Here is a 26,998-nt window from a genome sequence, read left to right as displayed (position 1 = left end):
AACGTGTTGTTGAAAAAATTAGTGATTGTCCGAACTTATCTGAACAAACAAGGAGGAAAAATGATGCAAGCAGTAACCTGGCAAGGAAATCAAAAAATGGACGTTCGTCGTGTAGAAGATCCAACGATTTTAGAACCGACGGATGCGATCATCCGAATCACCGCAACCGCAATCTGCGGCTCTGATCTCCACCTTTACCACCATGGCGGCTCGGTCTTGGAAGAAGGCTATGTCGTTGGTCACGAACCAATGGGTATTGTTGAAGAAGTTGGCAGTCAAGTACAGAAACTAAAAAAAGGCGACCGTGTCGTCATCCCTTTCAATATCGGGTGCGGCCATTGCCACTTTTGTCAAAATGAAATGGAAAGTCAATGCGACAATTCTTCAGAAGATACATTGTATGGCGGCTTATTCGGTTTCGGAAAAATGAACGGTAACCACTGGGGCGGTCAAGCCGAATTCTTGCGCGTACCTTTCGCAGATTTCACCTCGTTTATCGTACCTGAATCAACGATCCCTGATGAAAAAGTATTGTTTTTATCTGACATCTTACCTACAGCGTATTGGAGCGTCCAAAACGCTGGCGTCAAAAAGGATGATACCGTGATCGTCTTAGGCTCAGGCCCAGTTGGGTTGTTTGCCCAAAAATTTGCCGTGATGGCAGGCGCTAAGCGGGTGATTGCCGTGGATCCTGTTGCTCATCGCTTAGAAAAAGCCAGCAGCTACAATCAAGTCGAAACATTCCAATTGGATGATTTGGCTACTAGTGCTGATGAACTGTATGAGCTGACCAAAGGTGGCGCTGATGTGATCATCGACTGTGTTGGGATGGATGGTTTAGAACCCGTCAAAGAAAAAGCCAAAAACCTAGTCAGCTTGCAAAGTGGAACGATCTCACCGATCCAGATGGCCGCCAAAGCAGTCAAAAAATTTGGTACCGTCCAAATCACTGGCGTTTACATGACACCAGCTTCTTCTTATCCATTGCAAGAATTCTTTATGCGCAACATCGATGTCAAACACGGGCAAGCACCTGTGATCCATTTGATGCCAAAAATTTATGATATGATTGCGGACGGCTTGTTTGACCCGTCACAGATCATCACCCACACGATGCCTTTAGCTGATGCTGCCAAAGCGTATGAGATTTTTGACAAAAAAGAAGACAAGAACATCAAAGTTGTCTTGAAACCTTAGCACAAATAAAGGAGCAGTGATGGCACCTATGCCAAAAATCAAACGGAGTGAACATCAATTCGATCCGGGAAAAGAAGAAGATGTGATCATCAAGGCAAGTCGCTTTCGCATCTATTTTCAAAATCGCTACATGTTGATCTCACTTACGAATGATATTTTGACGGGCTTGTTTTATATTTTCGGAAGTATCGTTTCATTAACTAGCTTGCCTGCGATTTACGGAACGATCGCCTATTTGATCGGCGGTGTCTTTTTGACCATTCGCCCGCTGATTAAAATCGTTCGCCATGTCTATATCTATAATGAGCGCAATCAAGAAGGCGAGAAAGAAAAAGATGTCACCATCACCGACGATGAACGTTGATGGGGCGACAACTAGAGAGGAGTTTCCTATGTTAAAAACATTTGATGGGATCGCACTGACCTTATTGATCATCGGCGGTATCAATTGGCTGTTGGTCGGCGCCTTCGAGTTTGACCTTGTCGCAGCGATCACCGGCGGCAGCACGTCGATCATTGCCCGCGTCATTTATATTCTAGTTGGGATCAGTGCATTGTATAGCCTGAAATTCTTTCCAGCTATCGCCCGCCAACAAACCCTCGACTAATTGAAAATAAAACCTGCATCTGCGGTGTCCTGACCCCAAAAAAGTTAGATTTTTGGTCTAACGTTTTGAGGTCGCATCTGTGGATGCAGTTTTTTTGTCTACAATCATTGAAAAAAAACACCAGTTGTACTACTCTTGTATTTAACCTACTATTTTCGAAAAAATAAAAAGGACGTGACTCATGACCCCACCTACTAGACCCTCACTGATACGTCGGATACTCGGCTGGATACTTTTGCTATTGATTTTCTTATTTATTTTAAGTATTATTGGCGGAATCATTGTTTTAAATAACCTCACCATCGCGGAAAATTGGTTTGGTCTGAATGAATACCAAGTCGTTGAAACCAGGCATCAGATCATTCGTTTGTTCCCCTATTTTTGGGTAGCAGGGATCCTGCTGGTCTTTTTGGTCGGTCTGATCATCGGCATCAAGAAACGCAAAAAATCGCCATTCTATTGGTTATTCTCATTGCTCTTGCTGCCAGTGATTCTCTTTTGTATTGGCGTAGTTTCCACCTTTTTACCTGTAGACCGCCAACTCTTTCGAGAAGAAGCCAGTGCCAAAGAAATTATGGCTGCGCTGCCGAATCAATCCTCACTCAAGGACAAAGAGCTGCAACTGGTCAGCTATAGTTTTCACATCCGCAATGTCCCGCTAAAAAGCGGCATTTATGCAGTTGCGCGAGTGATCAATCCAAACACAGGCCTGCAAGACGAGTATTGGTATTACCCAGAAAATCTGTTGACCAAATGGAAAAAAGACGACGATACGATCGAGCTTTCTATGGAAGATACCATTGCCTTTGATGCCATCGATTGGGGCGTCATTCCCACGATCATCAAGGATTCTGAGGCACGAGCAGCTCAGCTGGATCACTATGTTCCTGGCGTCAGCATCGTCATTTTAAACGGCTTCCAAGGTGAATGGACTTGGACCGTTGGTTTAAATGGGATTCGTAATCGCACCGAGATCAATTATGTTTATGATCTCAAAGGAAATTATCAATCCGAATGGCAATAAAACAAGCGGCACCTATCCACGTGAATAGGTGCCGCTTTTGCATTTAACGATTTACTGATCCAAGTCTTTGACACACCGAAACCCTAGATTATTGGCTGCCGACATCCCAGAATTACCATTTCTAGCGGCAATTCGGTATCGTTTGCAATAGGATTCGTGGCACAAAAACGAACCGCCGCGAGTCGCATACAGTTGATCATCTTGTGTTTGATTCCTTGCCCAGAAGGTTTGTCCCGTCTGTTGTTGAAACTGCGTCAGCGGGATGCGGGCAGGATTGACGCACCATTCCCAGACGTTGCCGATCATTTGATACAGACCAAAGCCGTTGGGCTCATACCATTTCGCTGGCGCTGTATTGGCAAAACCATCTGCTCGCGTGTTGCTTTTTGGAAACTCTCCTTGCCAAATATTGCAATGATAGGTATTTTCTGCCAAAAATTCCCTTCCCCAAGGATATTTTTCAAAACTTGTCCCGCCTTTTGCAGCGATCTCCCACTCTGCTTCTGTTGGGAGGCGTTTTTTTGCCCATTGGCAATAGGCGATCGCATCGTTGCGAGACACCTGAACCACTGGGTGATCCATCCGCTGGGCAATCGTTGAATCAGGTCCTTCAGGATGACGCCAATCTGCGCCGCTAACCGCGTACCACCAAGCCATATTCGGTACCTTTTGACTGCGGTGTTTCGTTTGCTCACTTAAAAAATAGTGAAAAACGAACGACCAGCCAAAGCGCTCGGCTTCTGTGACATATCCTGTTGCTTCCACAAAAACTTGGAAAGCTTGGTTCGTCACCGTCGTGGCATCAATGGCAAATGCTGGGCTGTCGAGGCTGATTTGCGGTCCCTCAAGATCCTCGGCAAAGCCGTCCATCGTATTCGTACCGATTCGATAAGTTCCTGCTGGAATCGTGGGCATCTGCTTGCCTCCTTTTTACAATAATTGATAGCCATTGTACAGATTAATCAGTAACACCAGCACGATCACAGTTTGAAATACCAGTGTCACTCGCTGCGGTGACAGGACGTTGCTGGCCTTGGCGCCTAATAGTCCTCCCACGATCGCGGCTGGAATAACAAACCACAAAATTTGCAGATCATACGCACCAAAACCTGTCGTAAAAGCAATCGTCAAAATTTTCGCCAGCTGTGAGAAAAAAATCGTACAAATTGAATAAATCGTCGCCTCTTTGATCGGCATGGCAAACAGCAGCATCAATAAAGAAACATTGATGGGTCCGCCGCCTATCCCCAGCAAACTGGCTAGAAAGCCGAGAATCAAGCCACAAGCTGCATACCAGCCGACTTTTTCCAACGCAAACCCGCGCCAGTTATATTTTGTATACAAAAAAGCAAACAATAGTGTCAGCACGGTCACAAGGATTTGGATCAGCTGAACCATCTTGTCGTCTCGAAAGACAAGCAATAGCTGTTCAAAGGCAACATTGCCTAAAACACCGCCTAACACAGCGCCGCCAGAAACCCACAAGGCAATCGACCAATTGATTTTCCGTCCACTGGCTAATTGTCTAGCTGTCGAAACGATGGACATCGTGAAGACCGCTGTCGCCGAGTAAAAAGAGATCGCAGCAACAGAATGGGCGCCGATAAAATCGAAAATCGGTTTGATCAGCACGCCGCCCCCCATGCCCGAAACTGCCCCTACGGCATTTGCTAAGACGATCACGAGAAAATAAATCAGTCCGATCATTGTCTCACCCCTTGCAAAAGCCCCAGTATCTCATTGATTCTAGGTGTAAAGTCTTTTAACAGCTCCTGATAACCGCAAAAACCCTCACTATCCACGTACATTGCATCTTTCATTCGTTTACAGCCTCCTCGGCACATTTTTTGGAAAGGACATTGCGTACACTTCGAAGGCATGTCTTTTTTCTGGCACAAAAACTGCTGTGAACAGTCTTGAGAAAACAATTCCCGTAACGTTTGCTCTTGGATATAGCCCATGCGAAACTCATCTAATACATAAAAGTCACAAGGATAGACACTGCCGTCGGCTTCGATCACATACTGCACTTGGCAATTGCCTAGAATCCCGCAGGCAGTTACTTGCTGCCGCACCAATAGATTCAGTAAATCATCGAACAGCTTGATACTTAGGTAGCGCCCTTGCTTCAATTCCTGCAGCCAAAACGCCAACAGCTGCTGATAAAAGCCAGCAAAGCTTCTTGGTGTCAAGGCATAGTCGTTGGTTGATGTGGCATCCAAATCAGCCAAGCAAGGAATGAATTGCACAAATGTAATCTGCTCTTCCTTGAGAAAGTCAAACACACGCTGGGCTTCCTTTGCTAACGGATTTGTCAACACGCACAAGACATTGTACTCGATCTGATAGGCATCCAATAACCGCTTGGTCTGTAAAACCCGCGCAAAGGTTCCCCGCCCTTTGGCGTCTAATCGATGCCGATCGTGCGCAAGCGGATGCCCATCGATCGACAGCCCGACTAAAAAGCGATGCTCTTTCAAAAAACGACACCACTTGTCATTGATCACCATGCCGTTGGTCTGGATCGCATAGTGTACTGTCACTTGCTTTTTTTGCGCCGCAACATAAGCCGTTAGTTTTCTAAAGTAACTCAGCCCCGCCATCGTCGGCTCTCCGCCTTGAAATGCCAACGTCAAATGATCGCCAGCTTCTAAGTCTGCATAAATGTTTGCAATCATCTTTTCCATTACATCCTCTTTCATTTTGCCAAAGGAACGCACTTCGCGCAAGGAACTGACGTTAGCATAAAAGCAATAGGTGCAGCGCAGATTGCAAAGAGAGGATGCTGGCTTGATCAATACGGAGATGTGTTTCATGTGTTGTTCCTCGCTTTTTTAATTCTTTTGTGCAATTGTCTGCCTCTGACTATTGCTTAAACCTAAGCGCTGATACTCGCTTTCAGGGGCTTCAATCTGATCCATTACTTTAATCAATTTCTGAATCATTTCTTGTTCAATCAGTGGGTCATGAAGCGGTGTTAACTGCTTTGGATCATTCTTTAGATCAAACAGCAAGTGGCCTACTGAATAAGAATCGATATAGGTGGAAACTTCAACTTCTGTGTAAGGAAAATGATTTGTAAATCGATTGCCCTCTTTCAAGACCATGCTGTCTAAGACCTCTTTATTCAAAAAACCACGCAATGAAGCATAACTAAGCGTCTGCATGGTGATTGGTCCATTCGAAGGGTGAACCGATGCACGCATATACACATAACGACCATCGTAGATATTGACATGACCGCCGTTTGTACCAAAAATAATTTCTTGATGGAGCGGTTGGGAATGCTGTTTTTTCAACACAGGCAGCAAAGATTTGCCATCCATATCTAAGGTGTTCTCAATTTCAAAATAATCCAATAAAGTTGCTGGAATGTCGATGGTTTGACTCAATACTTGAGTATGGGTTCCCGATTCAGCCTGTGGGTAACTGATGAAAAAGGGCAGATGGATGATTTCTTCATACATCGGCGCGACATTTTTTCCTAACCAGTCATGTTCCCCTAACAAAAAGCCATGGTCGGTATTCACAATGATCAAGGTATCCTCCCACATATTATTTTTTTCTATAAAGTCCAGCACTCGTCCTAAGTGATGGTCACACATACTGATCAACGCTGCGTATTCTTTTTGCAGCTCAATCAAATCCTGCTCGCCAACATCTTCTGTTACACGACCATATTTTGGCCAAAAGTAAGGTGATTCATTTGGTGTCTCCTGGTACAATTTGCGATAGGTTTCTGGCACATAAAATGGTTCATGGGGGTCAAAACATTCGAGTTGCAAAAACCATTGATCTTCATTTTTGTACTGTTCCAAAAAATCCAAGCCGGCTTGGATCGTTTGAACCGTGGACAGGTCTTCTTCTACTGCTTGCCGTGTTCGATTCGCAAAATGCTGTTCCACAGAAATACCACTTTTATTTAACGGATTCAGCGGTGGATGATTCTCTGCCTGTTTTCTTGGAACCCATCGGTCACCTTCTTGTCCTCTAAATCCTTCCCATGTGGAATAACGGTTATGATAAGTGGCACCGCCATCTTCAAAGTAATGGGAATGGTCGGTTACCAAATGACAATAGACACCATTTTGCTGCAGCGTATCAAAAATTGACGAATCAATCGGTTCTAATTGACCCCACGAACGATGCATAAAATTGTAACGACCTGTATGAAGTTCTCTTCTTGCTGGCATACAAGGCATGCTGCCACCATAAAAGTTGTCAAACGTAACCGTTTTTTCTCTTAGCCGTTCAAAGTTTGGCGTGTTGATCCAATCGTTTCCGTAGTTTGATAAAAAATCTCTAGCCAGAGTATCAAACATCAGCATAATTGCTCGCATAGCATTCTTTCCTTCTTTCTTTTCTTTCCTTTTCTTGGTCATTGCGACTACTTGACGATCGTTATCGCCCCTCGATTATCATCAGCGATCACATCTAAGTATGCGGAAGTATTCGTAACGACGATCGGCGTCACTAACGAGTATCCCGCCTCTTCAATTTCTTCTTTATCAAATGTAAGCAATACCTCTCCTTGCTTGACCTGATCCCCTTGCTTGACTTTTGTTTCGAAAAAACGACCATCTAAGTTCACTGTATCCATGCCGATGTGAATCAACACTTCCACGCCATCGTCCGACTTCAAGCCAATCGCATGCTTCGTTGGAAACAGTGTTTCAACTACTCCGTCAAAAGGTGCTCGAACCAGTCCTTCATCTGGTGAAACTGCTAAGCCTTTTCCTAATAGTCCATTTGCAAATGCTTGATCTTCTACTGCCGACAAAGGCAAAACGATGCCTGTTAATGGTAGCGAAAAAGTGATTTCTTTCGCTGCTCTTTCTGATGGGATCAAAGGTGAGGCTTCATTATCACTAGCTGTTGCTTCTTGCCGATCCTCTTGCGGATCATACAAGAAGGTAATCGTTAAAATGAATGATAAGACGAATGCTACAGTGATCGCTAATACATACCCATAAAAGCCGCTTCCGATGCCTTCTGTCGGATCAATGTAGTTGGGTAAACTAAAGATACCCATCCCACCTATAATAAAAGATTTTGTTCCCATGGCACCCATGATCAATCCGCCGATCGAGGCTGAAATCAAGGTCGCAATAAATGGTTTTTTTCTAGGCAACGTGATACCGTACAAGGATGGCTCCGATACCCCAAACAGACTGGAAATAAATGCGGGAATCCCGATTGCCCGAATAGAATTATTTCTAGACTTAATAATAACTGCCAGCACAGCTCCTGCGGTCGCAAATGGAGTCGCTTGTCCTAAGACCATCACTGGGTCGTAACCAAGAACACCAATATTGTTGATTGCGATCGGAATGATTCCCCAATGAAGACCAAACATGACCAACACTTGCCAAACAGCACCAACTGCAATCCCTGCAATAATTGGGCTGAAGTTATAGATCGCCAACACAGCCGCACCCAACAAATTGCCGATCCACGTCGCGATCGGACCAATGACAATGAAAGTCAGCGGAACCATGATCAAGACGGTTAGAAAAGGAACTAAGAAACTCCGTACAATACTAGGAATGATTTTTGTAATGCCTTTTTCTAATTTGGCACCAAAATAGGTAGCAATGACGATTGGAATAACGCTGGAACTATAACTCATTAGAATGACTGGTATTCCTAAAAAAGTGACATAAACAGGCGATTCAAAAACAGTTCCTGCAAACAAGGTATACAACGGTTCGGCATTTGCCGTCAAGCCAGACAAGGCTGGATAAACAAGGGCAGCACCGATCGCCATACCGACAAATTGCTTTAAACCAAATTTTTTCGCTGCGGTATATCCTAAAAAGATTGGAAAGAAGTAGAAGAAACAATCGCCTGCTGCTTGCAAAATCGCATAGGTTCCTGACGTATTCTCAATCCATCCCAAAGAAACAAATAGCGCATTTAATCCTTTGATCATTCCTGTGGCAGCTAGAAGACCCAATACAGGTGTAAAGATACTGGAGATCACATCGATAAAAGCATCCAGCGGTCCTTTCTTCTCTCCCGAAGGTGCCGCATCATTTCCTGCCAATCCTGCATGTTGAACAAATTCTTGGTACACCTCTGGCACATGATTGCCGATCACGACTTGGTATTGACCGCCGCTTTGAACGACTGTCACGATCCCTTTCGTCTTTTTCAGTGTTTCGGTGTCTGCTTGCTCCTCATGTTTTAAATCAAAACGCAGTCTTGTGATGCAGTGGGTCACCCCATTGATATTTTCTTTTCCGCCGACTCCTTTTAAAATTTCATCGACCAATTCTTGATATGCCATCGTTCTCATCCTTTCAATGTAAAAATAAAAAGCAAGACAAATAACTATTCCTTGATGGAATAATTATCAGTCTTGCCTGCATTATCAGTAACAACCTTTATTCGTTCTCTATTAACTTTTGAATGTGTAATGTTAAGTACAGCTTTTCATCATCGTTCAAGGGAACATCTAAATACTTTTCAATCAAAAGCATCGTCTTATAAGCGTCTGCATACTGTCCACTCACGTGTCCCAATAGTGGGTTTGCTTTTACCACATCTGGTCGAGCCTTCAATCGTTGGAAAAAAAAGCGCAAATGGGTGATAAATCGATCGAATGCCAAAGAGTTTTCATCAATTTGTATCTTGTTTGAAAATCGTATAAGTGAAATAATATCGCGAATCTTTTTTGCAATCGATTGGACATCTTTTGGCTGATCAACCTCATCTGTTACTTGTGCATTGATCAAATGCATTGCTATATTTCCTGCTTCTTCTTCCTCAAAGACGACCCCTGTTTCTTGTCCGATCATTTCCAATGCTTTTTTACCAACTTCAAATTCCTGCGGATAAAACTTTTTTATTTCCCATGATAATCGGTTCGTAACTGTGATTCCTTGTTCATGCAGTTTGAACAGGTTATACAGATGATCGGTAAGTGATACATACAGCGTCTCGCTTAACTCCTGTTTTATTTCCGCTTTTGCAAGTGAGATAATATCATCCGCTAAAGACACATAGTTTGTTGGTATGGATGACAATAAACTTAAAAACCGCTCGGAAACTTTGTTCTTATGAAGCACAAACACTTTTTCAATTTTTGATTCATCGGCGGTTTGTCCTGGTTTCATTTTGAAGCCAAGGCCGGTACCGATCCAGATAAAATCTTTGCCATCTTGTCCGACCAAAACTGCATTGTTGTTTAAGATTTTTTTGATCTTCAAGACGCTTCTCACCTCCTTAAAATGAAAAAAGGCTATACCTTAATACATGTGTAGGATCCATACACACGTAAAAAGGTATAGCCTGCATTATCAGTAACTACCCATTTGATTGCCTTTACTATACTATTTTTCTAGAAACGTTGCAAGCGTTTTATTGATTTTTCTTTTTTTGCTTCGTTTCAAATAGACACGGATCAGCCTTTCTCCAAACTGCTCACTGATCCAACAACCGGCTTTGCCCTTCGATTTTTTGGATCTCCGTAATGTCTTGCGTGACTTCTAGACAACCTAAATAGATGCCTGCTTCATTTTTTAATGCAAAGTAGCGAATATAGATTTTACGGCCCCGCATATCGATCCAAAATTCAGCTGTCTCCCTTGTACCCGCTCGAAAATCATCCAAAATCTGTTGCACGAGATGCATGCTTTTCGGTGGATGGCAGTTGACGACTTCACGACCTAAAACCGAATTCGTTCGTGGAAAGACGCGACTCTTGCCTTCTGAATAAAAGCGCACCCGCTCTTCACTATCTACAAAGGTCAAGTCCACTGGCAGCGTTTGAAAAATGGCCACCAATTGCTCAAATTGCAGATTACCAGTAGGCAATGAAACGGTCGGCTGTTCAGCAATTTGCGGCGAATCTTCCGATTCTGTGACTTGAAAGTCATTGAATCCTAAACCGGCTGCGATGCCAGCGGTTGTTTCTTGGGCTTGTTTGATCGCCGCTTGCCGTGCGGGTTCTGCCGCCTGTTCCTTTTCAAGGGCTTCTTGGCTCGGTTTCCAAGGAAGCGGTTCTGGGATAAAGGCAAAGCCGATGTCAAAGCTGTCAGCCGCAATTTGTTCCCAATCTTTAAGACTGAAGACATCCAGCGTCATGGGCACCATGATTTCTTCTTCTTTGAAAATCATCTCTTCAATCTCGTTTTTGACTGCTTCCCATTGGACAGCGATTGGATTATAGGCAGCTTTTTCGGATGCCAAAAGCTCATTGAGCGCTTTGATCATAACCCGAATATCATCATCAACACCCCACATCACTTTTGGCGGCGCAGTGATGCCGTACTTCTCCATGTAAGAAAAAATCAACGTTTCTTTTCGCGCATAGTGTTTGTCGATCTGCATTAAATCATTGCAGGCAGCTTGTAGACGCTTTTTAGGCGTCCAATCACCGGTTTTGATTTTGGCTAAGAGGCTGTCGATCTCATCGGCCAACAGGGATTGCAGGACTTGGTTCTCCAATTTCAGGGTATGCACAGGATGGCCTGGTTGCCCATATTCTTCATTGGAGTGATGGATCTCGTTGATCGAACCTTTGAAAACAGCAGCATGAATATTGCACAAACGCTGAATCTCAGAAGGGTCCAACCCCGTTTGGATCAAAGCTTTTTCAGCAGCAGTGATCTCCGTCACATCCACACCATCAAATTCTTCGTTAAACAAGCGTTTAGCTTCTTCAAAGGAACCGCCTTGGTGAAGCAAACTCAGTATTTCGACGATCCGTTCTTGTCTTTGACTGTTGGTTTTCATTTCGTCGCTCCTTTCACAAGAAAACCTTGTTTTTCGAAAGCGAGACAAACCATTTCCAAGGGGATCTTCTTCATCTGAGCACCTTTGGGTATCGTCATATAACGTCCAGCAGTTTGCAGCATCCCTGGTTGATTGATCGCCGTAAACCCTAGTTGACTCATGATTTCTTGTATTTCAGGATATTGTGCCACAAGTTCATAGAGCGTTTTTGACAGATCGATTTCTTTCATAGTAAGGTCTTCCTTTCAGTGAGAATGATTCTCAATAAGATATCCTTAGTATAAATCATTTTGTTCAAAAATACACGAACTGCCGCAAAAATTCATCAATTGATCATTTTTTTCTAAGATTGTCGGTAACGGCACACCACTTTTTCCAACCAATCGATACTGGCAAAAAGCAGATAGCCCATCAAAGCAATCAGGAGGATACCCGAAAGCATTTGTGGGTAGTCCATTTTTGACCACGCACTTAAGATCAGATAGCCGACACCATACGTCGTGTTATAATTTTCGGCAAAAAAGAGGGAAGCCAACGCGATCCCGATACTGACCCGCACACTGGCAAAAAGCGCGGGCATGAGCGCGGGCAAAATAACGAAGCGCAAGACATGGCGCCATTGGTTGGTATAATTTTTCATGACCTGAAAATACGCTGGTGGGATCTTCGTGACTGCATCACGAATCGAGACGATCACTTGAATGACGATCACCGCAAAAATCAAGAGAATTTTTGAGAGATTGCCTAAGCCAAAGAAAATCATAAAGACGGGTAAAAACGCAACTTTAGGAATCGGATATAAAAAGTAAAGCAGTGGACCAAGCAGCCGATCCACTCTTTGGGATCGCCCAATCAAGATCCCTAACGGCACCCCGACTAGCAACGCCCCACTCAACGCCGCAAATACCCGCAGCAAACTGGCACCTGCGTGGATCAGTAAGACTTCTCGCAATGCCCAAAAACGTTCAGCCGTTTCTAAAGGATTAGGCAGTGAGCGAGTGTTGGTCACCCAGCTTACACCCCACCAAACCACGACAAACGAACAGAAGCCCCAAGCAAAAGATTTGATGGTTTTCATTGCCTCGCCTCCCTCATTTGTTCTTTCAACTGCAAGACGACTTCATAAAATGCCAATGAGTCTCGTTCCTGCTGGCTGCCGTAAAAAGGATTACTGATCGGCGTAACACCCTGATCTTTTAGCAGCAAAATTGTCTGCCCCAAAAACACTGCCTCTTCTGGATCGTGGGTCACCACAATCAAGCTGTTTTGTCTGCGCTGCTGTTGGGCAGCGATCATGGCTTGGGCGTTTGCTTTGGTTTCTTGGTCCAGTGAAGCAGTCGGCTCATCCAATAATAAAACATCGGGCTGTGTGATCAGTCCCCGCCCCATGGCGGCCCGCTGTTTTTGACCGCCGCTAAGCTGATGCGGATAGCGGTCCTGCACCTGCGTCAATCCCAACTCAGCCAAACAGCTGGCGACCCGTTTTTTACGGCGCTCACTAGGGGTTTGGTTGATGAGCAGCGGCATTTCCAGTGCTTGGTAGACTGTTTGCCAAGGAAACAAATGCAGTTCTTGGAAAACGACCTCGATGTTGTCAGGGGAACAGCCTTGGTAAGTGATCGTGCCCGATTGCGGTCGCTGCAACCCTTTGATCAAGGATAAAAGCGTGCTTTTGCCAATCCCCGATTCTCCAAGCAGCACATAAGTCGCGCCTTGTTCAAAACAAAACGAAAGGTTTTTAAAAATGGCGGTATCTCCATAGGTAAAGGAAACGGAATCGAATAGAATACTCATCAGAGAATAAACTTCTTTCTTCAAATTATTTGTGTTGGTTTTCACATTTTGTGCTATACTATTTTTTGCGTGATTGACAAGAAAGGATGGTTTATGATGTTTCAGACCCTCGTATTTCATGAAATACGTCCCGAAGCAGAACTTTATGATCAGGTTCGCCCGATCAAAGTCGCAGACGGGTATCAAGATGCCTTGCCTCTGCCCTTATTCAATAGCACTTCTCATTTTAAACAACAAATTGACTTTTTGAAAGCAGAAAATTACCATACGTTGACCCTTGCAGAAGTCAAAGATTTTTATTTCCAGCAGCAGCCGCTACCAGAAAAATCCGTGTTGCTGACCTTTGACGACTGCTATCAATCGATGAAAGAATATGCCTATCCACTGTTGAAAGAAGCTGGTTTCAAGGCAACAGCCTTTGTCGTGACTGGCTGGCTTTTTGATGCCCCTCAGCCTTACGAGCCAGAAGTTTCGCGGACATTGAGCAGCGCCGAATTAGCCGAAATGAGCGATGTCTTCGAATATGCCAACCATACCGATCATTTTCACGAACGCAAGGACCAGCAAGGGCGTTCAATGTGGGAAACGCCAGCAGCCTTTGCGCAAGACTTACGAAGCTGCAATCAGCACGTGGCCATCAAGGATGTTTTTGCCTATCCCTTTGGCTTTTATGATCCGCAGACGATCGCTACCTTGGAAAAGGAAGGCTTTGTTCTAGCATTTACCACCAAACCAGGTATCAACACGGCACAAACCAAGCCAATGGAACTCCATCGGGCAGTCATCCCGTTCTCACTACCAATGGCTGCTTTTGAACAACGATTTAGAAACGAGGAAATGAACCAATGAAAAAAACGATTTTAGCAAGTATCCTAGCACTATTCGCTGTTGGCGCTGCCGCATGCGGTAACACTGGCGAAACAGCAAGTACCAGCAATTCCAGCACTAGCAGTACAGAAGCTGCGGTCACAGATCAAACATTGACGATCGGGGTGTTACCAGCAGAATCAGCGATTCCGATCATTCTAGCAAAAGAAGAAGGCTTTTTCGAAAAGCAAGGATTGACTGTGGAACTCAAATCCTTCACTTCCCCGAATGACCGCAATGTGGCGGTGCAGGCAGGCGAGCTGGATGGTACGATCAGCGATGTCATGACAGAAGCGACCTTTAAGCAAAACGGCATTGATATGACGATCACTTCTGATATTTTGGAAAACTTCAAGATTCTCGCTTCACCGAATTCAGGGATCACTGAGATGAAAGGGTTAGCGGATAAAAAAATCACCCTTGTACCGAATTTCATTTTAGAATACATCATGGACCAATTTGCACAGGAAAATGATTTTACCTATGACATCGTGGATATCGCTTCTTTTTCTGCCCGTTCCGAAGCATTGCTCAATGACCAAGTCGATGGCGCTGTTTATACGGAACCGCAAGCCAGCATGTTGGCTGCCCAAGGGGCGATTGTTTTAGGCAGCTCTAAAGATGCTGGCATCAAAGGCGGCACACTACAATTTATGGACGAAGTTATCCAAAATCGCCCGCAAGACCTAAAAGCATTCTACAGTGCTTACAACGAAGCCATCGATTACATGAATGCTCATTCAGCAAAAGACTATGCCGACATCTTGGCAGACTATCAATTTCCCGATGCTATGAGTACTTACTTAGACAGCCAGGAAGACTATCCGTATGCCCAGGCAGTGCCGCAAGAGCAATTCGACGCAATCATTGCTTGGACGAAAGACAAGGATCAAATCGACCAAGCGTATTCTTACAACGAGTTGACCAATTTCGATTTTTTACCCGCTGACGAATAAGAAACAACAAAAAAGACGCATTTGCGTCTTTTTTTGTTGTTTCACTTCTTTTTGATACTCTTTTTTGCTCGTGGCAAGAAATTCAGGTATACTTTTGACAAATCAGCTGCCATGAAAGGATTTGATGCAATGCCAACGATCGCGGTTTATGCCGACCAGAAAGAAGATACTTGGGAAGCACACTTGACTCACCAGTTAAAAATAAATGAAGAAAGGACCCAGGCTCATCAAACATTCCATAACGAACCTTTAACGATCGACGAATACTTCTTTACAGAAGATTCTGCCCCTTTTCATACGAATCAAGCCGTCAAGCAGCAATTAGCAAGCAATGGCCGCAGCTGTCTGCCACTCGTGTATGTCGACGATCAGCTATTTTGCCAAGGTCGCTTGCCAACGATCCGTGAATGGGAACAATTGACGAAATCTGGGATCACTGTGCAATTTGATGAGTAGCAGCCACTGTTCTCTTTGCCAGACAAAACAACGCACCACGTGCCAATCATCAGCGTTTAGTTCTCCCCCTTCGCGGCAACTGCGTCGGTAACGCCTTTTTCTTCTTCTGTTAAACTTCGTTCGCTGATTTTAAAGAATGGATAGTAGATCGCCACACTAATCAGTAAGGAAGCGATACTCCAAAGAACAGCAGGGATATTGCCGCCGGTTGCAAGGTAAGTATTGATAAAGGGCGGTGTGGTCCACGGTGGATTGAACATGATTCGCCCAATGACATTGGTGACCGACAAGAAATACGTTCCGACACATAATACAAGGGGTGTCAGGATGAAAGGAATCATCATAATAGGGTTCATCACGATCGGAAACCCAAAAATGATTGGCTCATTGATACAAAAAATAGCAGAGGGCAAAGCCATCTTCCCTAGGGAACGATAGGCTTTTTTCTTTGAAACTAACATGTTGATGATCAGCCCCAGTGTTGAACCAGTGCCTCCATAGCACAAAAACATGATATAAAACCCGCCTGCAAAAATGTTCGGTAACGGTTCGCCTGCAGTGTAGGCTTCGGTATTGGCTGCTAATAAAGCTAGAAAAATCGGATCGCCGATACTCCCCATCACATTGCTGCCATGAATCCCTAAACACCAAAGCAACAAAATCAAAAAGGTATACAACAGCATCCCAGGCAATGTGTTTAGACCAACTGCCAGCGGTGAAAAGATGGCTTGCACGAATTGATTGACATTAAATTCCAACAAGACCCGAATCACCCAAGCACCAGTGATGATGGCAGCTCCAGGAAGCAAGACCGAAAAACTCTTGGCAACTGCGGGCGGCACTTCTGCTGGCATCCGAATCACTAAGCGGTGCTTGAGAAAAAAGCGATGGATCACTACTGTCGCAATCGCTGTGACGATTCCTGTAAACAGACCAGACGCCCCCAAAGAAGCTGGATCGATCGTCCATTCTTCCCCCGCCTGCAGCAGCAAAAACGCGCAGACTGCCAACACGACAGAACCGATCCGATCGATCTCATACGAGGCCGCCAAATAGTAGGCGATCCCGATACAAGCGGCCAGTCCCAAAATTCCAAATGTAAAATTGCTGGCGGCGCCTAGTTTGACGCCAAACTCCCCGACAAACTCGGTCCAGCCAGGAAAAGGCAGATTGGCTAAAATCAAAAAGAGACTGCCGATTATCGTCAGCGGCATCGTGACGGCGACTCCGTTGCGCACGGCAACTAAAAACCGATTTTCACTGATCCTAACCAATTTTGGTGCAAAATTTTCCTGAAACCCTTCAATCAACCGATTCATCCTGTCTCCTCCTACTAAATATCTCGCTTTTTTAATAAGAGTAGCATAAAAAACGCTTTCTGCATTTTTAGAACACTCGACGCCTTCCCAATTCCAAGAATACTACTGGCTAACTGTTTCTTTGCCAAATGGGTAAAGCCGCTGCCAAATCACGTTCCTTCGACCAAGCGATGGCACCTGACAGCAAAAAGAAACTAATGACCGTCCCTTCCCTCACCGCTAGCGGTAAGCCCAAACTGATCGCTAGCAAGAGTGCCCCCGAAATACAGACTGCATCAACGCCATAACGGTACTGCTTAAATGTCCAACGACTGCGTTGCGCCAGCAAATGACACCAGTGCTCGATTGGAAATTTCAAGACCTGCAACCGTAGGACTTGCCCCGTCGCCGTTCCAGAAATCAAGATCCCACCGATCAAAGCAGCTAGTTGGCTCCAATAATTCGTCAAGTGCAGCGATGCCAAGAAGTAGTAAACAAAGCCATTGATCAAATAGCCGAATGCCAGCAAAGCAAAAAACATAGTCAAGTACTCACTGCCTTTTTGTTTGAGGGACGTCTGCCGCCGATCCAATAGCCAACAGGCAGCTAAAAAGCCCAAGTTGATGGCTGTTGTGATGGTGCCGACTTTGATTCCTGACATCGTTGCCAGCGTAACATTCAAGGCATTAAAACTACTGACCCCAACGCTTGCCTTAATGGTCAAGCTGATCCCGAATGCACTCAACCCATAAAAAATCCCTGATCCTATCCATTGCTTTTTATTCATTTTTTCTCCCACACTTTCTTTTTTGCTTTTCTAAGTATGTGCTATACTGACTAAAAACAAATAGGAGATTTCTCCTAGTTCGGAGGAAAAAAGTGAAAAAAACCGCTTATGCCTTGGCAATAAAGCAGGTACCAATCAAAGAAAGCTGCCCCTTGCCGATTCCTGAGGAGATTTTACAACAAAGTGCCCTCTGGACCTTTGATCATCGAGAAGTGATCCAAAAAGAAACGGTGCCGATGTCGGTCTTTTTCGTCCTATTGACTGGCAAAGCCAAGATCATTCAAACGCAAGAAAACGGCAAACGTGCCTTGCTGCAGTTTCTCCATCCTGGTGATTGCATTGGCGATCTCACGTTGATTGGCGCCGAAACAGTACCGAAAACCGTGGTTGCGATCGGTGAAACAACATGTCTTGGCATTCCGATGCAAGCAGCAGCTCACGGGCTCATGCAAGACCTGGCTTTCGTACAAACACTAGGCAAAACTATCGGTGAAAAATTGCTGCTGCGTATGGATCATTTTTCCGTCAATCAAATCTATCCCTTAGCTTGGCGCCTTGCCCATCTACTGTTGGAAGCTTCGATCGATGATCTTTTTCAAGAAAAATTAACGGAGACCGCAGAATACTTAGGCGTGAGCTATCGCCATTTGACGTATACCTTAAAAGATTTCAAAACGCAAAAACTAGTCACAAAAACTGCAGACGGCTATCGGATCGATGCGCCTGCGCTGCAGACCTTTATCCAAAACCAACAAAAGCAGTAACAAGCAAATAACGACAGCAAAATAGTTGGTATGATGCCCCCCTAAAAGCCAGAGAAAAAGCTGACTCTTGGGGGTGCAACAAGAAAAACCAACTGTTTGCTGTCGTTTTCGGATCGTTGCTTTAATTTTTCGCCAATGCCCAAGCATTGACACAAACCGTGCCGGTTCCGCTGAGAGCGATCGCCTCGGTCCGTTTGGGATACACGCGAGAGGTCAAACAATATTGCCCGCCATTTAGGAAGATCTCAATCGAAGACGTATCGACAAAAATCTGCAGCTGCGTCAGTTCATCGACCTTGACACTGCGCTGTTTACGACCGTAGCCAGAAACGCCATGATGGATCGTGAAGACACCAGCTTCATAAGCCAAAGTCGTATCTTGCAAAAGTCCAAGCTGGAACTGCTGCAATGGGGCTTCCGCCGTAACTTGCAACTCATATGCCAATTCACCGAAAGACAAGTGCTGCGGTTTCTCTGAAAGCACAATTTTTTGGCTGACTTGCTTGTCTCGCAATTTTTTAAATTCTGGCAAAGGTTGTTGATACAACTGGTCATTTTTGACCGAAAGCTGTCTTGGCAGCGTTGCGGCATGCTGCCAGCCGCGAGGGATCGTAGGATTGCTGTATTCAGGACTGGTATCCCCTAGCCCCATCCAGCCCCACAAGATCCGACGTTTCTGCTCATCTTCAAAGGTTTGCGGGGCATAGAAGTCAAACCCATAATCAAGTTCACGAAACGCAGAAGTTTCTTTAAACGTCAGGGTTTCCCAATCCACCTCACCGATCAGATACCCTGATTGATGAATATTTTGGTAGGCATGTTCTTTGGCTGCCAAGCCTTGCGGTGAGAAGACCAACACATCTTTGCCATCTAAATGGAAGTAGTCTGGGCATTCCCACATGTAGCCTAGAGCATAGTCCTCACCGAAAAAGATTCCTCGATAGGTCCATTCATTTAAATCCGTCGATTCATAAATCAAAATTTTGCCTTCGTTTTCCAACGTACGCGCGCCTAGCAGCATATAGTAGGTGTCTTCGTGGGCAAAAACCTTTGGGTCACGAATATGATCGGTAAATCCTTCAGGGTAGTCCTCATGAGGAATCACGACTTCTTGCTTTTCGACGGTATAGCCGTCTTTGCTGATTACATGGACCGTGTTTTGTTCTCGTCCACTAAAGGTATAGTCATGATCACCTGAATGTTTGACATTCCCCGTATAGAAGAAATGGATCGCGTCATTCTCGATAAAGGCAGAGCCCGAGTAGACCCCGTCTTTGTCATAGTCGTGTTCGGGAGAAAGAAACAGCGCTTCTTCTTGAAACGTGACATAATCCGTCGACGTTTTGTGTCCCCAGTGGGGTGGTTCCCCGCCATGGGGCGTTTGCGGTACATATTGATGGTAAAAATGAACCACGCCTTTGAATTGGCAAAGACCATTCGGGTCGTTCATCCATCCTGTTTCTGGCATCAAATGATAGTTCAAGCGCCACGCATCAGCACTGATTTTTTCTGCTAATTCGCTTTGGGTTTGGGCAAGCTGTGCCCAGTATTCCTTCGTTAACAATGTGGTACCTCTTTTCTCTTGCCGATGAACAGCAAGGGATTATTTATTGGTTCAACTCTTTGGCTAGCGGTTTGCGCTGCAATTGGACACCAGCAAAACCGACACCAAAGGCAATCAAAATCACGACAACGTATTTCAGCATGGCACCGAAATCTCCAGTATACAACAACAGTCCTGGAATAAAAGTGATGCCCATCCCAGTGGCAGCTAATTGGAAGACATACGTCGCAAACCCGCCGACTGCGCCTCCCAGCATGCCTGCGCCAAAAATGCGCATCGAGCGTAAGTTGACCCCAAATAGTAAAGGTTCAGTGATCCCAAATAAGGTTGGAACCGCCGCACTGATGGCATTTGAGCGTTTGACTTTGTTTTTATAAATAAATGACGCAGCAATCGCAGCCCCAAATTGTCCCGCCATACTTGCTGTACCTAAGACTTGTAGGACGTTTTCGCCTGTCGTATTCAATAACCCTAACTCAATAATACTTAACGAATGGTGCAATCCAGTGATTACGATCACTTGCTGAACCCCTCCGTAAATGATATAACCGATGCCCAATGGTGCTTGCACCAAGTAGACGATACTGTTGATGACTGCTCTTTCAGCTACTTGCAAGATTGGTCCTAACGCAAACAAAATCAAACCTAAAGTAATGACAATCGTTAAGAATGGTGTCACGATCAAGTCCATCATTTGCGGAACAAATTTACGGAACCATTTTTCTAGCTTAGAAACTAAGATCCCGACAATAATTGCTGGAAAAATCGACCCTTGATACCCAGAGATCGATAATCCGAATAAGTGCAATGGCTCTGCATCCCCGCTGGCAACTGCCCAAGCGTTCGGCAATTGCGGTGCCACCATCATCAATCCTACCACGATCCCAATGATCGGATTACCGCCGAATTTTTTCGTCGCACTATAGGCGATCAAAACAGGTAAAAAGGCAAACGCTGTATCCGTTAACATTTCAAACATAGCTAACCAGTCAGCACTATAAGTGACCCCCAACTCGGTCAATAATCCCCGAATCCCCATCAAAAGCCCCGTCGTTACCAAAGCTGGAATCAAAGGCACCAAGACATCTGACAACGTGCGGACGACTTTTTGGACGGGTGACAGATTCGAATACACATCATCTTTGAAGCCAGCTTTATCAGCGGAGGCGTCATTGCCCATTTCTGCTGCGAAGGCTTGATAAACTTCATTGACTTTTCCTGTTCCAAAAATGAACTGATGCTGTCCCGTGTTGAAAAAATATCCCTTGCTACCCTCAACTGCTTCCGCTTTGTCTTTATCTACTAACTGATCGTCTTTCAAAATCAAGCGCAAACGTGTGGCACAGTGTTCAAAGTTTTTGACATTTTCTTTGCCGCCAACAGCTTCTAACACTTGGTCGATCGTTTTTTGTTCCTTCATTTTTCCCACTCCTTTGATCGTCGGTCCATTTGTGGAACCGGTTCTACATTTGTAGATTAACAGAAACCGTTTGCAATTGCAAGCAAAGAAAATAAAAAAACAGAACGCCGCAACTGGACGTCCTGTTTTCTCTAAAAATGTTTGCTTTATTTCTCCTGCTTGTCAAGCTTGGCAGTCGACTGTTTGACCACTAATCGATTCGGTAATTCGATCACCTCAGGAACCTCTTCCCCTTGCGTCAGTTTTTGGATCGTTAAGACGGCATCGATGCCTAATTGGACATAGGGATATTGGGTCGTTGTGATGGTCGGATAGACATAATCCGTCGAATCATAGCCGCCAAATCCGTTCAAGGAAAAGTCTTGCGGCACTTGATACCCTAGTTCATGGGCGGCTTTCAGTACAGCAACAGCAATATTGTCCGTAGCACAGGCGATGTACGTTGCCGATTGATCTTTCAAGAACATAAGGGCTTTTTGGTACGTTTCTCTTCTTGAAAAGGACGTTTCGATAAAGTCGACTTTGACGTTGGGCGTTTGTGCTAAGACATCAAGAAATCCTTTTTTCCGCAAGACACCTACCGCATAATCATTCTCGCTGACACCAACAAATAAATAACGTCGGTGGCCAGCGCTGACTGCATATTCTGCCATGGTTTTGCCAGCTTGATAATCTTCATGGACGATGGAATGAATGCCAGCTAACTGTTGACCTAACAATAAAACAGGCATAGGAACCTCTGCCAGCACCGCTTGCAGCTGCGGCGTGATTTTGCGCGCAAACAGGATCATCCCTGCTACTTTTTGTTTGACCAGCATTTCGATATTTTCTAATTCCCGTTCATCGCTTTGATCAGAGTTGGTGATTAGCATTTGATAGCCGTTTTCCCGTGCCGTCGTATCGATCCCTTTCAACACATCATTTGTCGATGGTGAATTCAGTCGAGGAATGATCACGCCCAGCAATTTCGTGTCTTGGGCTTTCAGCGAACGAGCAAATGTATTGGGGCGATAGCCAGTTTCAGCAATGATCTGATCAATTTTTTTGCGCTTTTCTTCACTGATATAGCCATTGTTCAGATAGCGGGAAACCGTACTTTTCGCTACTCCCGCCTTTTCAGCAATGTCCTTGATCGTTGTCATGATTTCCCACCTTTGCGTTTTCTTTTATTATAACAATAACAGAAAGAAAAGCGCAGGTTTTGCGTGAAAATTGTTGGGTTGGGCGGTTTTGGAATGAAGTTTCACTTTTTCGTTGCTTTAATACCCTGGTCCTTGGTATGCCATAAATGATCCATCTAAAAAACTTCGTAATTCTGCTTAAAATCTAACATCTATTTTTCTGAGATGTTCATCCATCTTCTCAAACAATATTTCATTGCGGTTTCTTATCTATTATATGTAAAGTGAGTTTTTCAACTTTTGATGTGTTCAAAATACATTAAATTCTTCCGTTAACATCGCGTTACTCAATGTTGTATGATATACTATAAATCAAGAGGTGATATTATGCTTATTACTAAATCAAGACTGCAAGGCAGTTCTGTCGTCATTACGCTTCCTTCTGATAACGGTAAGAAACCTTCTGAAAATCAAGAATACGTTGTCGTCTACGCAGAGGATGGGACGATCATTCTTGTTCCTAAAATTGAAGATCCTTTTCATGGTGGAGAAGAATCAGAGTTTTATGAAAAAGATGAGTGGGAAGACCTTTCACCTGAAGGGAGAGAAATTTTTTAATGATGAATGATCAAACTTACATTCCCAAAAAAGGGGATATCGTGTGGATCGACTTTGACCCTTCGGCTGGAAAGGAAATTCAAAAAAGACGTCCAGGATTAGTCGTCTCTCGCTATGAGTTTAATCGTAGAACGATGTTTGCGGTAATTTGTCCTATTACACATACAATTAGGAAATTTCCTGCCCACTATACATTGCCAGATAGCATAGATACAGATGGACAAGTGATTATCTCTCAATTAAAATCACTAGACTTTAAAGAAAGAAAACTGAAAAAAATTGAAAACCTCCCTTTACAAGATATGGCGAAGATCGATCAGATCATTGAGTATATTTTTTAAGCAATACAACACCATGATTCGTCGGCAGATAAACCACGGATAGTAAACCCTTATTCGATTCTGAACACTTTTAGAGTAAGCGACATATAATAAAAAAACCAGCTAAGCCACGCTTAACTGGTTTTTTATTAGTTGAAATCCTATCCTAAGTTTACATTAAAACGTCTCTATCACACATTCAAAATCCACATAAACCCAAGAAAGACAAAGAACAAGCCGTACATGATTGGTGAGACTTCTTTGCCGCGTTTGGCTGCTAACATGGTGATTGGGTAAAAGATGAAGCCCAAGGCGATCCCATCGGAGATGCTGTAGGTCAACGGCATGCCTAGTAGAATCAAGAAGGCTGGGATTGCGATTTCCATTTCGTGCCATTTGATTTCTCGCAGCGATTGTGCCATCAGCACACCTACGACGATCAGAGCTGGTGCCGTCACTTGGGAAGTAACAACGGATAGCAATGGTGAAAAGAACAAGCCGAACAAGAAGAAAACTCCAGTCGTCACGGCAGTCAAGCCAGAACGACCGCCCACAGCGATCCCAGCGGAGGATTCCACATATGCCCCTACTGGTGAAGTCCCTAATAAAGAACCAGCGAGCATGGCGGTGGAGTCAGAAGCAAGTGCTTTGCCGACCCGCGGCATTTTGTTGTCTTTCATAAAGCCCGCTTGATTGGCAAGTCCCACCAAGGTGCCTGCCGTATCAAAGAAAGTGACGAGTAAGAAAGTCAGTACTACGACCCACATTTGCAGGGAGTTGATGTCTCCTACATGGTTTAGCGCCACTAAGAATGTGGAAGAAATACTCGGTGCAGCAGAAACGATACTGGATGGTGCTTGGATCAAGCCAGTCAAAAGACCTAAAACAGTTGTTGCGGCCATCCCGATAAAAATTCCACCAGGAACTCTGCGAACCATCAAGACGGCAGTGATCACTAAACCAAAAATCGTCAGCCACGTCGTACCGACACTCAATGAGCCTAGTGCCACAAGGGTCGAATCATCGGAAACGATAATCCCGCCTTCGCTCAATCCCAAAAAGGCGATGAACAGACCGATCCCCCCAGAGATGGCATATTTTAAATCAGCAGGAATCGCATCAATGATCAGCTCCCGTAATTTAAAGATCGTGATCACGATGAAAATCAGTGATGCCACAAACACACCCGCTAATGCAGTTTGCCATGGAACCCCCATTCCAATACAGACTGAATAAGAAAAGAAAGCGTTGATCCCTAATGCGGGTGCCGTAGCGATCGGGTATTTTGCTAAAACCCCCATCAAGATACAGCCCAATGCGCTGGCTAACGCCGTTGCCGTAAAGACGGCACCTTCGTCCATCCCAGATGCCCCAAGGACCGTTGGATTGACGAATAAAATATAGGCCATCGAGATAAAGGTGGTAAAACCAGCTAAGATTTCTCGTTTGACCGTTGTTTGTAAGGCATCCAGCCCAAAAAAGGAATTGATTTGATTCTTCATTTTTACTCCTCCAGCAATCAAGCAAAGGTGTCGCCATTGCTTGATTTTTTATAATGAAAACGACGAAATCAATCATAAACCAACTTTATCTGCAAGTAAATATTATTCAGTTAAAAAAACCAATAAAACGCTTTTTCCAACATCTTACCCTTAGCTGTTTTTAATCAACGTGTAACGACTTCTCATACACCAATTGCTCCAGCTGTTCCTTGGTGGTGCGCTTGATGGAAAGCTTCGGCAGCTCCTTCAACGAAAAGTAATCGCTGTTGGAGGTTTCACTGTTTTTGATAAAATCTCCTGCCAAAACATCACAGGCAAAGACCAGCTTATAGTATTGGAACACTTGCGGAATGTCTGGTCTTAGATTCGTGTCAAAAATTGCTCGCAGCTCCTTGACCTCAACGAGCAAGCCAGTTTCTTCCAGCACTTCTTTTTTGATGTTTTCCCGTGGCGTCAAGCCAATTTCTGCATAGCCTCCTGGCAGTGACCATTCTTTCGTCAGGCTGTCTTCCACCAGCAAGATTTTTTCGCCTTTTTGGATCAATGCTCGTACATCGACTTTGGGCGTAGGATAGCCCTCATTTTTTTCTGTTAAAAGGGTCAACGCAGCTGCGTCTTGATCCACGACGGTACTCATCAAATGCAATGCCAACTCTTTGATCTCTTGATAACGTTCCTTATCATACACATCTTTGCCATAGTACAAACCTGCTTCAGCGATCGATAACAGGCGTTTGTATTGCGCAAAATAATCTTTCATCCATTCCCCGCCTTTTCCATTTCTCTGTTATGCTTCTTATTCTAGAGGAATTCGGCGGTTTTGCAAAAGATTGGCAACCCAATCATTGAATTCTCGTTGCTGCCATCGCCTGATAAACGCAGATTTTTGTAAAATCAGCCGATTTAAGGGACAATGAAAAGAGCAGAACGATTTTTCTCAGAAAGGATGATGAAGGTGAACTTAACGCCTGATTTAGTTTCCAAAGAACAATTGATTGGAAAAATTCAAAAAGATATGGACCAAACGATGCTCGTCTATGCACTTTTAGTTTGTGCAACGCTGATTGCTTCGATTGGTTTGAACTACAACTCTACGACAACGATTATCGGGGCGATGTTGATTTCGCCATTTTTAATGGGATCAACGGGATCGGCTTTGGTTTAGGTCTTTCCCACTTGCGCTTAGTCAAAAAAGGGCTGCTGGTCTTTAGCATCCAAGTCATCATCGTACTTATCATCTCATTTGCCTTTTTCTTACTCACGCCAGTCAAAGATACAACTCCTGAAATCATGACCCAGACGTCTGCGACGATTTGGGATATTTGCATCGCATTGATCGGTGGTTCAGCACTGGCTTTTGCCAAAGTCAGAGGCCGCGACAACGATGTCATTATCGGTGTCTCCATCGGGACGTCCCTGATTTTGCCGCTTTGTGTGACGGGTTATGGGCTGTCGATCAAAGACTATTCGATTTCATGGGAGTCTGCTCAACTCTTCTTCACCAATTCCTTTTTGATTTGTTTTTCCTTGTTCATTACCATCTGGCTGTTGCAGTATGGGGATTTCCGTCACCAAAAATGGTGGAAGTTTGCCGTGGTTGCCTTACCGATCACGGTCATTGGCAGTTTCTTCGTTTATACGACGATCCAAACGACCATCGTGGAATACCATGCCAAGCGTTTTGTAGAAGCCAAACTGGGGGAACATTATTTGCTGGAGCAAACACTTAATGAGCAGAAACAATCCCTTGAATTAAAACTCGTCGGTGAACCACTCTCGAAACAAGCGGTCGCGCAGCTTGAAGCAAGTCTTGAAAACTATGCTTTGCCCGACTACCAGCTCAAGGTCAATGTCTATTCTGCCAATAAAGAGGGGCAATTTGATGCCAAAGTATTAGCCGAAATCCTCCAAGTCGAAAACCAAGGAACTTCGAAATTTTTGGGCTTAGACTAAAAAAACAGGC

29 protein-coding genes are annotated in these 26,998 nt (G+C 44.5%); 12 read left to right on the top strand and 17 right to left on the bottom strand.

From position 1 onward, the window contains the following. Positions 1–63: 63 nt before the first annotated feature. The 4 genes from IGI82_RS05510 to IGI82_RS05495 all read left to right on the top strand — a co-directional run bounded on the left by IGI82_RS05510 (position 64) and on the right by IGI82_RS05495 (position 2,829). Entirely contained in the window at positions 64–1,197 is a 1,134-nt protein-coding gene (locus IGI82_RS05510; RefSeq protein ID WP_074534994.1) for an alcohol dehydrogenase catalytic domain-containing protein, read from the top strand. Between the two features lie 19 nt (positions 1,198–1,216). Next, complete coding sequence (locus tag IGI82_RS05505) at positions 1,217–1,561, top strand: YrhK family protein (protein WP_015509287.1); 345 nt, start codon at positions 1,217–1,219, stop codon at positions 1,559–1,561. Between the two features lie 28 nt (positions 1,562–1,589). Continuing rightward, positions 1,590–1,805: a DUF378 domain-containing protein gene (locus tag IGI82_RS05500; RefSeq protein ID WP_008379021.1), complete on the top strand. Its 216-nt coding sequence runs from the start codon at positions 1,590–1,592 to the stop codon at positions 1,803–1,805. A gap of 181 nt (positions 1,806–1,986) precedes the next feature. Beyond that, entirely contained in the window at positions 1,987–2,829 is an 843-nt protein-coding gene (locus IGI82_RS05495) for a hypothetical protein (RefSeq protein ID WP_438841840.1), read from the top strand. A gap of 51 nt (positions 2,830–2,880) precedes the next feature. On the opposite strand, the gene IGI82_RS05490 is transcribed toward IGI82_RS05495, so the two are convergent. From IGI82_RS05490 to IGI82_RS05445, 10 genes are all read right to left on the bottom strand, one after another. Beyond that, entirely contained in the window at positions 2,881–3,744 is an 864-nt protein-coding gene (locus IGI82_RS05490) for a formylglycine-generating enzyme family protein (RefSeq protein ID WP_010747753.1), read from the bottom strand. Positions 3,745–3,759: 15 nt separating this feature from the next. Continuing rightward, entirely contained in the window at positions 3,760–4,536 is a 777-nt protein-coding gene (locus tag IGI82_RS05485) for a sulfite exporter TauE/SafE family protein (RefSeq protein WP_074534991.1), read from the bottom strand. Next, entirely contained in the window at positions 4,533–5,645 is a 1,113-nt protein-coding gene (locus IGI82_RS05480; protein ID WP_087627137.1) for a radical SAM/SPASM domain-containing protein, read from the bottom strand. Before IGI82_RS05480 ends, IGI82_RS05485 begins: the two co-directional genes overlap by 4 nt. A gap of 18 nt (positions 5,646–5,663) precedes the next feature. Next, entirely contained in the window at positions 5,664–7,169 is a 1,506-nt protein-coding gene (locus IGI82_RS05475) for a sulfatase-like hydrolase/transferase (RefSeq protein ID WP_438841839.1), read from the bottom strand. Positions 7,170–7,216: 47 nt separating this feature from the next. Next, positions 7,217–9,118, bottom strand: a complete 1,902-nt coding sequence (locus IGI82_RS05470; protein WP_015509281.1) for a beta-glucoside-specific PTS transporter subunit IIABC — start codon at positions 9,116–9,118, stop codon at positions 7,217–7,219. A gap of 97 nt (positions 9,119–9,215) precedes the next feature. Continuing rightward, positions 9,216–10,040, bottom strand: coding sequence for a PRD domain-containing protein (locus IGI82_RS05465; RefSeq protein ID WP_205820711.1), 825 nt, complete (start codon positions 10,038–10,040; stop codon positions 9,216–9,218). Positions 10,041–10,254: 214 nt separating this feature from the next. After that, on the bottom strand, positions 10,255–11,568 hold the full coding sequence (locus tag IGI82_RS05460) for a DUF438 domain-containing protein (RefSeq protein ID WP_087627134.1): 1,314 nt from the start codon (positions 11,566–11,568) through the stop codon (positions 10,255–10,257). Next, the gene (locus IGI82_RS05455; RefSeq protein WP_010747746.1) at positions 11,565–11,798 is read right to left on the bottom strand and encodes a DUF1858 domain-containing protein; all 234 of its coding nucleotides are present in this window, start codon (positions 11,796–11,798) and stop codon (positions 11,565–11,567) included. The genes IGI82_RS05460 and IGI82_RS05455 overlap by 4 nt, the downstream gene beginning before the upstream one ends. Before the next feature lie 113 nt (positions 11,799–11,911). After that, positions 11,912–12,646 (bottom strand): ABC transporter permease, encoded by a 735-nt coding sequence (locus IGI82_RS05450; RefSeq protein WP_438841838.1) that lies wholly within the window; start codon positions 12,644–12,646, stop codon positions 11,912–11,914. Further along, entirely contained in the window at positions 12,643–13,362 is a 720-nt protein-coding gene (locus IGI82_RS05445) for an ABC transporter ATP-binding protein (protein ID WP_375826215.1), read from the bottom strand. Before IGI82_RS05445 ends, IGI82_RS05450 begins: the two co-directional genes overlap by 4 nt. A gap of 96 nt (positions 13,363–13,458) precedes the next feature. On the opposite strand from IGI82_RS05445, the gene IGI82_RS05440 reads away from it, so the two are divergent. From IGI82_RS05440 to IGI82_RS05430, 3 genes are read left to right on the top strand one after another with little or no spacing between them, the layout of a single operon-like run. Beyond that, a complete protein-coding gene (locus IGI82_RS05440; protein WP_179190629.1) occupies positions 13,459–14,211 on the top strand; it encodes a polysaccharide deacetylase family protein in 753 nt (250 codons plus the stop codon). Beyond that, positions 14,208–15,185: an ABC transporter substrate-binding protein gene (locus IGI82_RS05435; RefSeq protein ID WP_086294838.1), complete on the top strand. Its 978-nt coding sequence runs from the start codon at positions 14,208–14,210 to the stop codon at positions 15,183–15,185. The genes IGI82_RS05440 and IGI82_RS05435 overlap by 4 nt, the downstream gene beginning before the upstream one ends. 51 nt (positions 15,186–15,236) lie before the next feature. Further along, positions 15,237–15,641, top strand: coding sequence for an arsenic metallochaperone ArsD family protein (locus IGI82_RS05430; protein ID WP_087628161.1), 405 nt, complete (start codon positions 15,237–15,239; stop codon positions 15,639–15,641). Positions 15,642–15,697: 56 nt separating this feature from the next. Here IGI82_RS05430 and IGI82_RS05425 read toward each other — a convergent pair whose 3' ends face one another. Both IGI82_RS05425 and IGI82_RS05420 read right to left on the bottom strand, forming a co-directional pair. Then, a complete protein-coding gene (locus tag IGI82_RS05425; RefSeq protein WP_010747740.1) occupies positions 15,698–16,960 on the bottom strand; it encodes a PTS sugar transporter subunit IIC in 1,263 nt (420 codons plus the stop codon). A gap of 109 nt (positions 16,961–17,069) precedes the next feature. Beyond that, positions 17,070–17,726, bottom strand: coding sequence for a YczE/YyaS/YitT family protein (locus IGI82_RS05420; RefSeq protein WP_087627132.1), 657 nt, complete (start codon positions 17,724–17,726; stop codon positions 17,070–17,072). A 92-nt stretch (positions 17,727–17,818) separates the two neighbouring features. Here IGI82_RS05420 and IGI82_RS05415 point away from each other — a divergent pair, with 92 nt between their 5' ends. After that, positions 17,819–18,490, top strand: coding sequence for a cyclic nucleotide-binding domain-containing protein (locus IGI82_RS05415; RefSeq protein WP_438841837.1), 672 nt, complete (start codon positions 17,819–17,821; stop codon positions 18,488–18,490). A 121-nt stretch (positions 18,491–18,611) separates the two neighbouring features. Here the strand turns inward: IGI82_RS05415 and IGI82_RS05410 are convergent, their stop codons facing one another. The 3 genes from IGI82_RS05410 to IGI82_RS05400 form a co-directional block, all read right to left on the bottom strand. Continuing rightward, positions 18,612–20,054, bottom strand: a complete 1,443-nt coding sequence (locus tag IGI82_RS05410) for a glycoside hydrolase family 32 protein (RefSeq protein ID WP_087627131.1) — start codon at positions 20,052–20,054, stop codon at positions 18,612–18,614. Between the two features lie 43 nt (positions 20,055–20,097). After that, entirely contained in the window at positions 20,098–21,474 is a 1,377-nt protein-coding gene (locus tag IGI82_RS05405; protein WP_087627130.1) for a PTS transporter subunit EIIC, read from the bottom strand. A gap of 146 nt (positions 21,475–21,620) precedes the next feature. Beyond that, complete coding sequence (locus tag IGI82_RS05400; RefSeq protein WP_270266351.1) at positions 21,621–22,616, bottom strand: LacI family DNA-binding transcriptional regulator; 996 nt, start codon at positions 22,614–22,616, stop codon at positions 21,621–21,623. A 366-nt stretch (positions 22,617–22,982) separates the two neighbouring features. Between IGI82_RS05400 and mazE the strand changes: the two genes are divergently transcribed. After that, entirely contained in the window at positions 22,983–23,213 is a 231-nt protein-coding gene (mazE, locus tag IGI82_RS05395; protein ID WP_087627128.1) for a type II toxin-antitoxin system PemI/MazE family antitoxin, read from the top strand. After that, positions 23,213–23,554, top strand: coding sequence for a type II toxin-antitoxin system PemK/MazF family toxin (locus tag IGI82_RS05390; RefSeq protein ID WP_438841836.1), 342 nt, complete (start codon positions 23,213–23,215; stop codon positions 23,552–23,554). Before mazE ends, IGI82_RS05390 begins: the two co-directional genes overlap by 1 nt. 170 nt (positions 23,555–23,724) lie before the next feature. Here the strand turns inward: IGI82_RS05390 and IGI82_RS05385 are convergent, their stop codons facing one another. Together IGI82_RS05385 and IGI82_RS05380 are read right to left on the bottom strand one after the other, a co-directional pair. Beyond that, the gene (locus IGI82_RS05385; protein WP_016610053.1) at positions 23,725–25,035 is read right to left on the bottom strand and encodes an NCS2 family permease; all 1,311 of its coding nucleotides are present in this window, start codon (positions 25,033–25,035) and stop codon (positions 23,725–23,727) included. A gap of 160 nt (positions 25,036–25,195) precedes the next feature. Further along, entirely contained in the window at positions 25,196–25,795 is a 600-nt protein-coding gene (locus IGI82_RS05380) for an NUDIX hydrolase N-terminal domain-containing protein (protein WP_438841835.1), read from the bottom strand. Positions 25,796–25,990: 195 nt separating this feature from the next. On the opposite strand from IGI82_RS05380, the gene IGI82_RS05375 reads away from it, so the two are divergent. Both IGI82_RS05375 and IGI82_RS05370 read left to right on the top strand, forming a co-directional pair. Then, positions 25,991–26,200, top strand: coding sequence for a hypothetical protein (locus IGI82_RS05375; RefSeq protein ID WP_438841834.1), 210 nt, complete (start codon positions 25,991–25,993; stop codon positions 26,198–26,200). An 11-nt stretch (positions 26,201–26,211) separates the two neighbouring features. Then, a complete protein-coding gene (locus tag IGI82_RS05370; RefSeq protein ID WP_438841833.1) occupies positions 26,212–26,988 on the top strand; it encodes a DUF389 domain-containing protein in 777 nt (258 codons plus the stop codon). The last annotated feature ends 10 nt before the right edge of the window (positions 26,989–26,998 follow it).

The sequence above is a fragment of the Enterococcus sp. AZ067 genome, assembly GCF_051715005.1.
GTDB lineage: Bacteria > Bacillota > Bacilli > Lactobacillales > Enterococcaceae > Enterococcus_D > Enterococcus_D casseliflavus.
The sequence above is the reverse complement of the archived record's forward strand: the minus strand, read 5'-3'. Positions and strand labels throughout refer to the sequence as shown.

Bases quoted from the DNA above. Each gene is read 5' to 3' on its own strand.
- IGI82_RS05385 (WP_016610053.1), bottom strand. From the start codon at position 25,035: ATGAAGAATCAAATCAATTCCTTTTTTGGGCTGGATGCCTTACAAACA.
- mazE (WP_087627128.1), top strand. From the start codon at position 22,983: ATGCTTATTACTAAATCAAGACTGCAAGGCAGTTCTGTCGTCATTACG.
- IGI82_RS05420 (WP_087627132.1), bottom strand. From the start codon at position 17,726: ATGAATAAAAAGCAATGGATAGGATCAGGGATTTTTTATGGGTTGAGT.
- IGI82_RS05480 (WP_087627137.1), bottom strand. From the start codon at position 5,645: ATGAAACACATCTCCGTATTGATCAAGCCAGCATCCTCTCTTTGCAAT.
- IGI82_RS05400 (WP_270266351.1), bottom strand. From the start codon at position 22,616: ATGACAACGATCAAGGACATTGCTGAAAAGGCGGGAGTAGCGAAAAGT.
- IGI82_RS05445 (WP_375826215.1), bottom strand. From the start codon at position 13,362: ATGAGTATTCTATTCGATTCCGTTTCCTTTACCTATGGAGATACCGCC.
- IGI82_RS05460 (WP_087627134.1), bottom strand. From the start codon at position 11,568: ATGAAAACCAACAGTCAAAGACAAGAACGGATCGTCGAAATACTGAGT.
- IGI82_RS05455 (WP_010747746.1), bottom strand. From the start codon at position 11,798: ATGAAAGAAATCGATCTGTCAAAAACGCTCTATGAACTTGTGGCACAA.
- IGI82_RS05505 (WP_015509287.1), top strand. From the start codon at position 1,217: ATGGCACCTATGCCAAAAATCAAACGGAGTGAACATCAATTCGATCCG.
- IGI82_RS05450 (WP_438841838.1), bottom strand. From the start codon at position 12,646: ATGAAAACCATCAAATCTTTTGCTTGGGGCTTCTGTTCGTTTGTCGTG.
- IGI82_RS05475 (WP_438841839.1), bottom strand. From the start codon at position 7,169: ATGCGAGCAATTATGCTGATGTTTGATACTCTGGCTAGAGATTTTTTA.
- IGI82_RS05440 (WP_179190629.1), top strand. From the start codon at position 13,459: ATGTTTCAGACCCTCGTATTTCATGAAATACGTCCCGAAGCAGAACTT.
- IGI82_RS05495 (WP_438841840.1), top strand. From the start codon at position 1,987: ATGACCCCACCTACTAGACCCTCACTGATACGTCGGATACTCGGCTGG.
- IGI82_RS05380 (WP_438841835.1), bottom strand. From the start codon at position 25,795: ATGAAAGATTATTTTGCGCAATACAAACGCCTGTTATCGATCGCTGAA.
- IGI82_RS05510 (WP_074534994.1), top strand. From the start codon at position 64: ATGCAAGCAGTAACCTGGCAAGGAAATCAAAAAATGGACGTTCGTCGT.
- IGI82_RS05485 (WP_074534991.1), bottom strand. From the start codon at position 4,536: ATGATCGGACTGATTTATTTTCTCGTGATCGTCTTAGCAAATGCCGTA.
- IGI82_RS05500 (WP_008379021.1), top strand. From the start codon at position 1,590: ATGTTAAAAACATTTGATGGGATCGCACTGACCTTATTGATCATCGGC.
- IGI82_RS05405 (WP_087627130.1), bottom strand. From the start codon at position 21,474: ATGAAGGAACAAAAAACGATCGACCAAGTGTTAGAAGCTGTTGGCGGC.
- IGI82_RS05470 (WP_015509281.1), bottom strand. From the start codon at position 9,118: ATGGCATATCAAGAATTGGTCGATGAAATTTTAAAAGGAGTCGGCGGA.
- IGI82_RS05390 (WP_438841836.1), top strand. From the start codon at position 23,213: ATGATGAATGATCAAACTTACATTCCCAAAAAAGGGGATATCGTGTGG.
- IGI82_RS05435 (WP_086294838.1), top strand. From the start codon at position 14,208: ATGAAAAAAACGATTTTAGCAAGTATCCTAGCACTATTCGCTGTTGGC.
- IGI82_RS05425 (WP_010747740.1), bottom strand. From the start codon at position 16,960: ATGAATCGGTTGATTGAAGGGTTTCAGGAAAATTTTGCACCAAAATTG.
- IGI82_RS05490 (WP_010747753.1), bottom strand. From the start codon at position 3,744: ATGCCCACGATTCCAGCAGGAACTTATCGAATCGGTACGAATACGATG.